Source organism: Gibbsiella quercinecans (assembly GCF_002291425.1).
Lineage (GTDB): Bacteria > Pseudomonadota > Gammaproteobacteria > Enterobacterales > Enterobacteriaceae > Gibbsiella > Gibbsiella quercinecans.
The window spans coordinates 4,699,293-4,711,674 of the sequence record NZ_CP014136.1; the positions used below are offsets into that span (position 1 = coordinate 4,699,293).

Sequence of the window (12,382 nt, forward strand, 5' to 3'; positions counted from 1 at the left end):
GCTTCTCTATTTTATGTGCCTCGAAATGGGCGATTTTCTCCCGCTATTTCGGTGTCGTAATCCCATAACAACAGAAGCGATACGAAGCCGCTCACGCTTAATTTCACGGGGAATATAATGTCTTTGAATCGCAGGGGAGCTCGCGCTGCAGCATGCGCTTATGCTATCGGTAAAACATTCACGGTGTCGTCGTTGGCCATGCTGGTACACGCCTTCCTCAACCCGATGCTGGCGCAGGCGAGTGAAACCATCACCCAGACGGCGGCCAGCAAGAGTCAACAGGATATGGTGGTGGATGCCACCGCAGCAGCCAGCGACGTGGCGATAGACGAGAAACAGGATTATCAGGTAATAACCACGCGCGCCGGCACCAAACTGCTGCTGACGCCCCGTGATGTGCCGCAGTCAGTCAGCGTGATAACCCAACAGCGCATGCAGGATCAGCAACTGCAAACCGTTACTGATGTGCTGAATAACACCACCGGTATCACCAGCAACCAGGTCGACAGCGAACGTTCCGAATATTATTCTCGCGGCTTCAAAATCACTAACTTTACCTTTGACGGTATTCCTACTTCGGTAGGCGATTCGTGGAACTACGGGGATGCCGCTTCAGACACGGCGATTTATGATCGTATCGAAGTGGTGCGTGGTGCCACCGGCTTGATGACCGGCGCAGGTAGCCCATCCGCGTCAGTTAATATGGTGCGCAAACATGCGGACAGCAAAGAATTCACCGGCACCGTCAGCGCCAGCTATGGCAGTTGGAATAATCAACGCTACGTTGCTGATGTTTCTGGGCCGTTGAATGAAGACGGCACGGTACGCGGCCGTGTGGTGAGCGGGTATCAGGATCAGGACAGTTGGCTGGATCGCTACCATAAAACCAAAAAATTCCTCTACGGCGTGGTGGATGCGGATATCACCGCACGCACAACTTTATCGCTGGGTTACGACTATGAAGACGCCGACACCGGCAACCCCACCTGGGGCGGGCTGCCGGTGTTTTACAGCAATGGCTCACTGACGCACTATAACCGTAGCCTGAACTCCGCCGCCGACTGGGCCAATTTCCACACTAACGCGCGCAAAGTGTATGCCGATCTGGTGCATAATTTTGATAACGGCTGGAGCTTCCACGTCAACGGCACCCACGCGGAAAATACCTTTAGCGACAAACTGCTGTATGTCGCTTACTCGGCCTATCCGGATGAAAGCACCGGCGAAGGCGCTACTGGCTGGGGCAGTATGGATCGCGGCAGGCGTGAACTTACCTCGGTCGATAGCTATGCCAGCGGCCCGTTCCAGCTGTTGGGGCGCCACCACCAGTTGATGGCCGGGATCAGCTACAATCGCCAGCATAACGCGACCTACAGCCAGGACGGTATTACCGATCTCGACAACTACAATATCGCCGCCAGCGATATGGGCGCGTTTAACAACAGTTGGAATGGCGATATTGCCGAGCCGCAATGGCAGGGGTGGTATTTGAACGCGGATGATGTGATTCGCCAGAAATCCGCTTATACCGCCGCACGTTTCTCGTTGGCCGATCCGCTGTCACTGATTGTCGGCGCGCGTTATACCCAATGGAGCACGAACGGCAGCAGTGGCGATATGGAAAAAAATAATATCACGCCGTACGCGGGCCTGGTGTACGACATTAACGATATCTGGTCGGCCTATGCCAGCTATACCTCGATCTTCCAGCCGCAAACCTATCGCGACGCTTCCGGCCACTATCTCTCGCCGGTTACCGGTAAAAGTTATGAGACAGGGCTGAAAGCTGCCTGGTTTGATGGCCGCCTGACCACCACCGTTGCGGTGTTCCGTATTGAGCAGGACAACGCCGGTACTGAAGAGAATGGGGTGTATGTTAATAACAGCAGCGAGCAGGCTTATTACGCCACCAAGGGCGCACGGAGTAAAGGGGCGGAATTTGAACTGAATGGCGCACTCACCGACAATCTGCAGTTGACGTTCGGCGCGACGCGTTATGTCGCGCGTGATAAAGACGGCCGCTATAATCCGGACCAGCCGCAAACCGACTTCAAACTGTTTACCCGTTATCAGGTCCCCAGCTTGCCGGATCTGGTTATTGGCGGCGGCATCAACTGGCAGAACCGCGTGTTTGAGGATATTAGCGCCCCGGATGGCAGCACCCAGCGCGTTTATCAGGGCAGCTACCCACTGGCTAACCTGTTCGCGCGTTACCAGGCCACCAAACAGGTGGCGGTACAGGCAAACGTCAATAATCTGTTCGATCGCACCTACTACACCTACATGAATAACTATGTTTACGGCGAGCCGCGTAATTTCTCGGTTAGCTTGTCATATCAATTCTGATCTACACCCACCGCGCCCTGGATGAACAGGGCGCGGTCGCTTGATGATATATTGGCGCAGTGCAGTGGATTTTTTCTTATTAGCCTATGATAGGAAAATACTCAGGTAAATGCTAAGAATAAACTTGGAAATTTAAAATATCTATTGTTCAATAGTTATAAGCCCCGATTTGTAATTATGTAGCATTTATTTTATTTTCCGTTCCTGACTTGGGGTTATCCCGAAAACCTTTTTGTAGCATGCAGTGAAATGATTGCTATTTGAAAACCCACAGATAAAAGCGATATCGGTAATGGATGTTTCAGTATTTTTAATTTTCATTCGGGCAGAAACTAGCCGTAGTCTTTTTAGATAATTTTCCGGCGTCATACCTGTCGTTTCTTTGATGCGACGAAATAGCGTACGTTGCGTCAACAAAAACTCATCCGCTACGTCGATCCAGTTAATTTCAGAGAAGCAATGCTCTTGCAAATAATTGAGCACCCGATGCAGCTTATATTGGGTATGGCTACGATCCCCGATTTCCTGCTGATTGACCAGGTTCATTATCAGCTGAAAAAACAACCCTTCTTGTTGTAACGTCTGGATGTCTGGTGCATTTTCAAACATCTGACCAATCAAGCTGCGGCAATGATTTTTCACTTCCGGCATCAACCAGCCGTAATGGCTATTTTCGCTAGCTGAAAAGCGGGATAGTAACTCCTCGGTGTTCGTCAGGTAATGGAATTGTGTTTGTGGATTTATTAACACATTAATCAGCTTGAGCGTGCCCAGCTCATCGTAGAAGTGGTAATCGTTGTCTCTCACGAAAAAAACATCGCCTTCTTGAATAAACACCGGTTTCCCGTTGATCACGTGGAGGCCGTGCCCACTGTCGACGATCACGAGTTCGTTGAAATCATGGCAATGCTCGCGGTTATTATCTTCCGGATCACTGGAATAGATCGACAGCTTTTCATCAACGGATGGGAAATAGGCTTCAACTCTGAGCTTATCCATAGGGCAACGTATCTCATATCGTTCTTAACTCCGGGCAGAAAACCAACATAAATTATTGCCTGCAGGGCAGCCAATAGTTTTTCAGGATTTGTGATCATTACCGTAACTACCCCACTATGGCTGCCATTACAGCAGTAATACTGGCAATTTCGGAATGGCTGGCAGATATCGCCAGGAGCACACTTGATTCCACAACATTATTGAACAGGAGTAAGTGAATGTCTCAAGGGATTCAGAAAAATAACGACCTTATATTTAACCGCAACCCACACTTTCTTACTACCGCAGCAGGACTGCTGCCGACTTTGCAGCAGTCCTGCTGCCTGCCGGTTTGTTTGATTCATGTCGCAGAGGACAGTTCGCAGATTTTGGGATGGCGAACTGAAATGAGCGGCGCGATATCCAGTCTGACGCAGTGGGAACTGGCTCCCAGCGATGAGATCATTATCGATTTCGGGACGCATTGTGTCGGTTATTTGAGCTTGCGTTGCGAAGCGGCAGGGAGCCCACCGGACGCCCCGGCGCATCTGCAATTAATATTTGGTGAAACGCCGGCCGAAGTCGCCGAACCATTCAGTGGCTATGATGGCTGGCTGAGCAGCAGTTGGTTACAGCAGGAAGATGTGTACCTTGACGTTTTGCCGGTACAGCTTCGATTACCACGTCGCTATTGCTGCCGGTACGTAAAAATTCACGTTGTGTCGACTTCCGCGAAGTTCAATCTCCGGCTCAGTGATATCCGTCTTACTACAGTGACGTCGGCAGATAGCACTACGCTCACCCATGTCCATCACCCGGATGCTCTGCTGGGGAAAATCGACCAGGTCAGCGTGCTGACGTTACGTAATTGCATGCAGGAAGTGTTTGAGGATGGGCCTAAACGTGACCGTCGGTTGTGGCTGGGGGATTTGCGTTTGCAGGCGCTGGTCAATTACCAGACTTTTGGTCAGAACGATCTGGTGAAACGCTGCCTGTATTTGTTTGCCGGGGTGACACGTGAGGATGGCATGGTTTCCTCCAACCTGTTTATAAAACCCGAGGTGATTGCCGACGATACTTTTTTGCTTGATTACGCACTATTTTTTGTTGCAACACTTGCTGATTATATTGCCGTAACAGGCGATTTGGCAACGTTGGATGATCTGTGGCCAACGGCCTGGCGTCAGATTGAACTTGCTCTCAAACTCGTCAAAGAAAATGGCATTCTTCGCGACAGTGACAATTGGTGGTCGTTTATTGACTGGCATGCGTCCTTGAATAAGCAAGCTGCTACACAGGGGGTGCTGATTTATTGCCTTAAAAAAGCAGACCAATTGGCAGAACGGACGGATCGTGGCAAAACCGCCTTGCTGGATCTGAATATAAGACGACTGGAAACAGCGGCAATGCGTGAATTGTGGGACGAAGATAAAGGCTTTTTCATTAGTGGCTCAGATGGGCAAATATCCTGTGCATCCCAGGTTTGGCTGGTGCTGGCGGGAGTCGGTGATGAAGCGTTTCGTTCGCGGCTGGTTGCTAATCTGTTGGCCACACAACCCGAAATCGGGATGAACACGCCTTACATGATGCACCATTTTATCGACGCATTGATAAGTGTTGGTGAAACCGAGCGCGCAGTGCACGAAATTAAAAAATACTGGGGGGGCATGGTTCAGGCCGGAGCTGATACGTTCTGGGAGTTGTACGACCCCAATCGTCCCGATTTTTCTCCCTATGGCAGCAAATTAATTAACAGTTATTGCCATGCCTGGAGCTGTACTCCCGCTTATTTCATTCGTAAATACGGGTTGTAACGCATTTAAAAAATAACCACCACCCTCAAGAGAATAAACCATGCAAAAAATGACATTTTCCCTGTGGCGGCAACGCCTGGGATATGGGATCGCCGATTTGTCCTGTAACTTGGTCTGGCAGATGATCTCGCTCTACCTCATGTTCTTTTATACCGATATTATGGGGCTACCCGCCTATTATACCGGACTGATATTTTTAGTAACCCGGTTGGTCGATGGCGTTGCCGATGTTCTGATGGGGCTCGTTATTGACAATACCAATACCCGCTGGGGGCGTTGCCGCCCCTATCTGTTGATCGGCGCGGTGCCGTTTGGTTTGTTGTGCATCATGTCGTTTTATGTCCCTGATTTCGGCCTGACGGGCAAACTCTGGTATGCATTTCTAACCTATTTGTGCCTGTCGTTTCTTTATACGTTGGTGAATATCCCTTTCTGCGCAATGCTGCCTTTTCTCACCAATGATTCGAAAGAACGCACAACACTTTCAGCAGTGCGCATTGTTATGGGGTCGCTCGGTTCTACCGTTGTGGCCGTGGCGACCTTGCCGCTGGTACATTCACTCGGCAATGGCAATCAACAATCCGGATTCTTTTATACCGCAATGATTTTCGGCGGGATTGCCGTCTTTTTCCTGTTGCTGAGCTTTGCTAACGTGAAAGAAAGCATTAACGTTCAAAATGAAAAAATGACCCTTCACCGGGCGTGGACCAGCTTGCGTCACAACCGTCCTTGGTTCGTTTTTGCCGTTAATATTTTTCTGATGTGGGGAGCGTTTTTTTTCCAGACTGGCGCACTGGTGTATTTTTTTAATTATTATGTTGGTAACCCGAATATTACGGCAATTGCTGCAGGTATCTCAACTTTTGTCCCCTTACTAGGGACGTTAACCGTTCCCTTTATGGCGGAGAAAATGAAAAAGCGCTACGTCTACTTATTCGCTTGTGCCATTAATTTAGCGGGTATGTTAGTAATGATATTCTCCGGGAGTGCCATTTTGGGGCTGCTTGTCGGTGTGACTATATTATCTATAGGTGCAGGGCAACGCACGGCCATCTATTTTTCAATGCAGGCCGATCCTGTCGATTATGGCGAATGGAAAACCGGTATCAATACGGCAGGTATCCTGACCTCAATCAACGGTTTTCTGGGTAAGGTTGCTATGGCCGGCGCTGGCGCAATCAGTGGCATACTGCTCTCTGCGGGCGGTTACGCGGCAAATCAGGTGCAAAACACCCAGGCACTAGTGGTTATCAAAGCTTGCTACCTGTATATCCCCGCGGCCCTTATTCTTTGCTCAATGTTCTGGATTGGCCGTTATTATCGCCTTGATGATAATTATGAAAAAATAAAAAATGAGCTTGATGAAAGGAAATGTAATGCCATTGGTAGTGCCACGCGTGATATTAATAATTAAACAGTGAATGATATTTTACGAAAAACCGTCAAGCACAGTAATATTTCCTGACCACGACAAAGGGACTCTCTATGCGTTTTACGACAAATTACGCAGGAATGTTATGTCTTTTTATTGGCATGATGTTACCGGCAATTAGCTTCGCCGACGAAAGAACTTTAACCGTAGAACAACGCCTGTCTTTACTGGAAAAACGTTTGAATCAGGCTGAAAACGATGCCAGACAGGCTCAGTTACGCGCCACACAGGCTGAGCAGCAAACACTGGATGCTAATACTCGTGCAAAGGTGGCTGAAAACAGGATACGGCAGCTAGAATACCGCACGTCGGCCGTCGAAGTACAGACGGCCACTACGGGGGAAAAAATTGCAGAAACCTCATTGGCTTCGAGTAAAAATACCACGACAGCCGATGGATTTGAGTTCTCTGGCTATGCTCGCTCCGGTATGTTATTCAATAGTAATGGGCACGGTGCGCGGGGTGGGCCGGGAATTTCTCCTGCCAGCTCAATCGGCGGTGATGCGCACGTTGGTCGTCTGGGTAATGAAAAAGATAACTACGTTGAGCTCAGTTTTATCAAACACCTTCAGTTTGATGACGGATCAAAAGCGCGGTTTAAAACCATGCTGGCCGATGGGGCGAATAATCCAAATCCATGGGTTGAGGATAACGACAGCCATCATCTGAATATTCGACAGATTTACGTGGAAATGATGGACTTGCCGAGTTTCGGTGGGCCGGTGAAAAACGCCACCTTGTGGGCCGGCAAACGGTTCGACAGAGATAATTTCGATATCCATTTCACCGACAGCGACATCATGTTCCTCGGGGGTACGGGGGGCGGGATCAATGACGTACAGTGGACCCCGCATTTCAAAAACGACTTTTCGCTCTATGCTCGTAACTTTGGCGATCTCGGTAGTGATCGGTACCACGATAATGATGTGCAAAACGTGATGCTGACCGTAAATAATTTCTATGACAACTGGCAATTGATGCTTACCGGTATGACGGCTCAGGGTAATGATGGACTGAAAGACAATGCGTCGACCACGGGAAGTTACGCATTGCGCAGTGACAACACAGCTCAGCATGGCTATTACGCGATGCTGGCTTATCACGACAAACAGCGATTTTACGGTTTATTGCCGGGCAGCTCAGAAAGTGCGTTGCAGTTCGGGCGTGGGCTTGGCGCAGAAGCACGGCAGCCGGGAAGTGATGGTGACCTGACCCGTGATGCAACCTCGATGAGGTTCGCAACGTACGGTATTCTGCCGGTCACGAAAAACTGGGAAATCGCCCCGTCAATGATTGCACAACACAGTGAAAATCGTTATCGCAGTGGTGACCGTTACGACTGGGCTTCCTTTAACCTGCGTGCCTCACAGGCAATCACTCAAAACTTTGCGTTGCTTTACGAAGCCTCGTGGCAATACATGGATCTAAATCCGAATGGCAGGACGTACAATAATGACGGCGTTGTAGAGACCTATCAGGCAGTAAAAGGGGATTTTTACAAATTAACTTTTTCCCCTACGTTTAAAGTGGGCGATGTGTTTGATATTAAAGCTCGGCCGGAAATTCGTTTCTTTGTCACGTACATGAACTGGGATAAAGAATTGGATCGTTATGCTGTTAATGATGATTTCGGTAGTGCAGGATTTACCTCCGGCGGCAACTGGAGCTTTGGTGTGCAAACTGAAATTTGGTTCTGATGATCACGCCCCGGAATGTAAAGATACATTCCGGGGGGGGGGGGCTTATAATCCGTATGGATTAATATCTTTCGTGGATGTAAATGTTCATGAATGTGTTGCCCTTTAGTTTACGTTAATGTAATGGTGTTCATTTTTTATCAGCCAAACGTTTTTTTGCAAAAAAATATTTTAATATTTTTCTTACCAAAATCGCAGGATATAACCTGTTCTGGGTGAAGTGTTTATATACAACTTATGGTGCCGTAGCTTTAGCCTTGACCACAACAAAGACTGATGTTATATCTTGTAGCCCGTGTTTAAAGGTTCCGCGAATGAATATCATCCTGAGCATTATAATTATCCTGTTTTTATTCGCTATCATCATGGTTTTCTCATCCAAGTTATCTTCTTATAAATCCTCGGCCAAAAATAATATGAATTTTAAACCGGGCGAAATAAAACGCATCTCTGAAAGGTCTTTTTTTCGAAGGCTGCTGGGGATTAAAACGGATAACTATTTTTATGATTTAGCGTATATTTATAAAATTAAAGGGAGCGAAGTTTACAAGGTGCCGCTATCAGATATCGTTAAAATCAGCCCGACAGAGGTGAAGATTAATAACCGGCGCGTCTGGGCTGTGCGATATTCTCGCTATGGTGGGGCAAAAGAGTTCCGTTTCAGGCATAACATCACTTTTTTTAATAATGACTTTTTAGGCTTTTTGGCGGCGGTGAAGGCCGCCAACCCGGATGTAGAGATTATCGAACCGACGATTTTGCGTCTTTAACCTCATCCTCGCGGCGCCCTTGTGCATCCTGAACAACCTGCACAAGGGCGCCAGCGCGTGGGCTAACAATCAGTAGTAGCCGTACATGGCGGCAAACACCCAGCCAAAGATACAGGAGGTTGTCACGCCAATCAGGCCGGGAAGAATAAAGCTGTGGTTAATCACAAAGCGCCCGATATGCGTTGTCCCGGAGCGGTCGAACTGGATGGCGGCTAGATCGCTCGGGTAGGTGGGCAGAATATAATAGCCGTAACAGGCCGGCGCAGAGGCCACAATATAGGCCGGGTCAACGCCGATCGCCAATGCCACCGGCACAATGGCCGCCAGCGCGGCAGCCTGCGAGTTAACAAACTTGGACACCAGCAGCAGGATCAGCGCATACGCCCACGGGTACTCTTTCACCAGCGTCCCGAGGGCGGATTTAATCTGTTCCAAATGGGCGCCGAACATGGTTTCCGCCATCCAGGCGATGCCGTACACCGCCACAATCGCAATCATCCCGGAGCGGAAAACCTCGTTTTTGGAGATGGAAGCCGGGTTGGTTTTGGTGGTGATGATGATCAGCGCCCCGGAAACCAGCATGAACATCTGGATCACCAGGACCATCGACAGCGGCTTGCCGTTAAACGCCGGGCGCAGTTCTGCCACTGCCCCTAGCAGCGCAACGGCGGCGATAGTCGCAAGAAAAATCCACATCGCGACCCAGTTGCTGCGCGGCAGCTTTTTGTCCAGCAGCGTGGCGGTATCACCGTAAACATATTCCCGGTTTTCCGGCACGGAAATGAATTTCTGAAACTCCGGATCTTTGTCTAAATCTTTGCCGCGGAACCAACTGAAAATCCCAATCGCCAGAATGCCGAGCAGAGTGGAGGGGATGGTGATCGCCAGCAGATCGAGAAATTCCAGGTGCTTACCGTGAAAGGTGAAGTTGGCCAGCATCGCCACCAGCGACACCACGGCGACGGAAACCGGGCTGGCGATGATGCCCATCTGCGCGCCGATCGAGCTGGCGGCCATGGGCCGTTCGGGGCGAATATTATTTTTAATCGCCACATCGTAGATAATCGGCAAAATGGTATACACCACGTGGCCGGTGCCGCAGAGAATGGTCAGGATACAGGTCACGAAAGGCGCGATGATTGAGACATATTTAGGATTGCGCCGTAGCAATTTTTCCGCCATTTGCAGCATCACATCAAGGCCGCCCGAGGCTTGCAGCGTTGCCGACGCTGCCACAACGGAAATGATGACCAGCATCACATCGATAGGCGGTTTCCCCGGTTCGAGTTTAAACACGAAAACCAGGATGACCAGCCCGATGCCACCCAGTAATCCCAGCGCGATACCACCTTTTTTTGCGCCGTAAAATAGGCAGATCAGGACAATGACCAGTTGAATAATAAAGTCCATAGTAACCCCATCGCTCACAGAGACACTTACGTTAATTAAAAAATTGTCCTACTTCTTTAGGGGGTACTATAGGTTATTCATTCAAATTGATTTTTTGATCTAACTCTATTAATTAAAAAAATTTTATAATTTATGTAAGATAGGAGAGGTAGATCCCAATAACAAATAGATATTGATACGGTTTTATTGATAGGAACCTTTGCTAACCTGATGATCTACATATTAATTATTGCTTTTATCTTCTTTTTTTATCTTTATTTTTAATTTAGCTTATTTCTGCTATTTTCATGTGCCATTATGTATTTTTTGTTATTGCAATGTTCCTATTTTGTTTTAAATAAGGCCTGTTTTATAAAAAACAGCGGTGTAAGTTTACTGGGATAATATTCCGCCGCGGCTAAAATAATTTTCCCCGCAGGGTGTAGCCCCGCGGGGTTAAGCAGGAAATCCCAGCTTATTTCAAGGGTGTTTGCACCGCTGCGGATCAGGGCTTATCGCGCTCCCTGGCGGTTTTTTTGGCCTGCCGCCAACTGAGCAGCGGCGTGACCGACATGCCATGCACCACCACGCTGGCGACGATCAGCGTAAAGGCCATATCGGCCATGCGCGTCACCTCACTGCCGGCCAGCCCATGGGTAAAGGCAAAGGCGATATAGTTAATGCTGCCGATGCCGCGAATGCCCAGCCACCCTAGGATCAGGCGCTGTTCAACGGGGGCTTTCATGCCGGCGGTGGCGATCCAGACGGAGAGCGGCCGGATAACCACAAACAGCAACGCCGCCATCAGCAGCCCCATGGGCGCCCAGTGGTGGGCCAGCGTAATGCCAAGCACGATAATAATCATCGCGGCAAACAGCCTTTCCACCGTATCGCCGAACGACAGGGCATCACCCACCACTAAACCGGCGGAGCTGGTGGGGTTGGTTTCACCCGGTTCGTGGCGGATATGCGGGTTGACCAGTTCTTCGGCAGGCGGGCGGTTGTTGCTGTCGGAAAACTGGTCGGCGGGTTGCAGATTGACCACGCGGATCTCGGCCCGGCGTAGCCCAACGCCGGCGGCAAAGGCCGCCAGAAAGCCTGAAGCATCCAGCGCCTGCGCCGCTGCGTAGCTGAGGGCGATCAGCGCCAACGCCAGAAAATCGTTCGGCGCCACGTCCTGATGGGTGTGGCGTAGATGCGTGGCGTACTGGCCAACCAGGCGGCCCATGGCAAAACCAATACTCACCCCGGCGGTAATGGCCCACAGCACGTCCACCAGCGCCCACTGGCCGAATGCCGCCAGCGACAGGCCGCCCGGCGTGGTTATCATCATTACTGCCAGTATCAGCAGCGGCAGGGCGCTGCCGTCGTTCATGCCCGCCTCGCTGGAAAGCGAAACGCGCAGATTATCGCTGTCGCGGGCATCGTTAACCGAAATCAAACTTGCCAGCACCGGGTCGGTCGGCGCAACGATGGCGCCAAACGCCAGTGACAGCGGCCAGGAGAGTTCGGCAAGGTAGTGCGCCGCCAGCGCCACACCGGCGACCGTCAGCAGCATGCCGGGAAAGGCAAGCCGCAGGCCGATGTACCAGCCCTGGCTTTTCAGCGGCAGCCGGAGCTTGAGGCCGGTAATAAACAGCGACGCGGCGATGGCGATTTCGGTGATATTTTTTGCCAGCTCCGCGTGGGCCGTAATATCCACTTGCAGCAGGTTTAACACCCAGGGGCCGCATACGATGCCCGCCGTCAGGTAGAGTGCGAAAACGGTGATCGGGCCACGTTTGATCCAACCCGATGCCAGCGACATCAACAGTAATAAACCGCCAGTTGCGGCAGTCCAGCCAAGAAATTCCATTCTTACTCCTCTGTGGTTTGTCTGTTGTTGTAAGTATGGCGTCAAATAACGAAGAGGAAAGGCTATCCGTTTGAAATGAATGATTTTTAAACAGGATTGGC

Annotated in this window: 8 protein-coding genes; 5 read left to right on the forward strand and 3 right to left on the reverse strand. The window is 50.0% G+C overall.

Annotation, left to right across the window (positions count from 1 at the left end):
* Nucleotides 1-117 precede the first annotated feature (117 nt).
* Nucleotides 118-2,346, forward strand: a complete 2,229-nt coding sequence (fhuE, locus tag ACN28Q_RS21400) for a ferric-rhodotorulic acid/ferric-coprogen receptor FhuE (RefSeq protein ID WP_183096706.1) — start codon at nt 118-120, stop codon at nt 2,344-2,346.
* 186 nt (nt 2,347-2,532) lie between these two features.
* Here fhuE and ACN28Q_RS21405 read toward each other — a convergent pair whose 3' ends face one another.
* Nucleotides 2,533-3,345, reverse strand: a complete 813-nt coding sequence (locus tag ACN28Q_RS21405; RefSeq protein ID WP_095848190.1) for a helix-turn-helix domain-containing protein — start codon at nt 3,343-3,345, stop codon at nt 2,533-2,535.
* A gap of 218 nt (nt 3,346-3,563) precedes the next feature.
* On the opposite strand from ACN28Q_RS21405, the gene ACN28Q_RS21410 reads away from it, so the two are divergent.
* From ACN28Q_RS21410 to ACN28Q_RS21425, 4 genes are all read left to right on the forward strand, one after another.
* Nucleotides 3,564-5,138: an alpha-L-rhamnosidase-related protein gene (locus tag ACN28Q_RS21410; protein WP_095848191.1), complete on the forward strand. Its 1,575-nt coding sequence runs from the start codon at nt 3,564-3,566 to the stop codon at nt 5,136-5,138.
* 40 nt (nt 5,139-5,178) lie between these two features.
* A complete protein-coding gene (locus ACN28Q_RS21415; protein WP_095848192.1) occupies nt 5,179-6,552 on the forward strand; it encodes an MFS transporter in 1,374 nt (457 codons plus the stop codon).
* Between the two features lie 71 nt (nt 6,553-6,623).
* Nucleotides 6,624-8,267, forward strand: a complete 1,644-nt coding sequence (locus ACN28Q_RS21420) for a carbohydrate porin (RefSeq protein WP_413541213.1) — start codon at nt 6,624-6,626, stop codon at nt 8,265-8,267.
* A 314-nt stretch (nt 8,268-8,581) separates the two neighbouring features.
* Nucleotides 8,582-9,037: a hypothetical protein gene (locus tag ACN28Q_RS21425; RefSeq protein ID WP_095848193.1), complete on the forward strand. Its 456-nt coding sequence runs from the start codon at nt 8,582-8,584 to the stop codon at nt 9,035-9,037.
* Nucleotides 9,038-9,106: 69 nt separating this feature from the next.
* On the opposite strand, the gene ACN28Q_RS21430 is transcribed toward ACN28Q_RS21425, so the two are convergent.
* Both ACN28Q_RS21430 and ACN28Q_RS21435 read right to left on the reverse strand, forming a co-directional pair.
* Complete coding sequence (locus ACN28Q_RS21430) at nt 9,107-10,447, reverse strand: anaerobic C4-dicarboxylate transporter (protein ID WP_095848194.1); 1,341 nt, start codon at nt 10,445-10,447, stop codon at nt 9,107-9,109.
* A 484-nt stretch (nt 10,448-10,931) separates the two neighbouring features.
* Complete coding sequence (locus ACN28Q_RS21435; RefSeq protein ID WP_095848195.1) at nt 10,932-12,281, reverse strand: cation:proton antiporter; 1,350 nt, start codon at nt 12,279-12,281, stop codon at nt 10,932-10,934.
* Nucleotides 12,282-12,382 lie beyond the last annotated feature (101 nt).

What these genes read in the sequence shown, in the direction of transcription:
- fhuE (WP_183096706.1), top strand. Translation starts at nt 118, where the DNA reads ATGTCTTTGAATCGCAGGGGAGCTCGCGCTGCAGCATGCGCTTATGCT.
- ACN28Q_RS21405 (WP_095848190.1), bottom strand. Translation starts at nt 3,345, where the DNA reads ATGGATAAGCTCAGAGTTGAAGCCTATTTCCCATCCGTTGATGAAAAG.
- ACN28Q_RS21410 (WP_095848191.1), top strand. Translation starts at nt 3,564, where the DNA reads ATGTCTCAAGGGATTCAGAAAAATAACGACCTTATATTTAACCGCAAC.
- ACN28Q_RS21415 (WP_095848192.1), top strand. Translation starts at nt 5,179, where the DNA reads ATGCAAAAAATGACATTTTCCCTGTGGCGGCAACGCCTGGGATATGGG.
- ACN28Q_RS21420 (WP_413541213.1), top strand. Translation starts at nt 6,624, where the DNA reads ATGCGTTTTACGACAAATTACGCAGGAATGTTATGTCTTTTTATTGGC.
- ACN28Q_RS21425 (WP_095848193.1), top strand. Translation starts at nt 8,582, where the DNA reads ATGAATATCATCCTGAGCATTATAATTATCCTGTTTTTATTCGCTATC.
- ACN28Q_RS21430 (WP_095848194.1), bottom strand. Translation starts at nt 10,447, where the DNA reads ATGGACTTTATTATTCAACTGGTCATTGTCCTGATCTGCCTATTTTAC.
- ACN28Q_RS21435 (WP_095848195.1), bottom strand. Translation starts at nt 12,281, where the DNA reads ATGGAATTTCTTGGCTGGACTGCCGCAACTGGCGGTTTATTACTGTTG.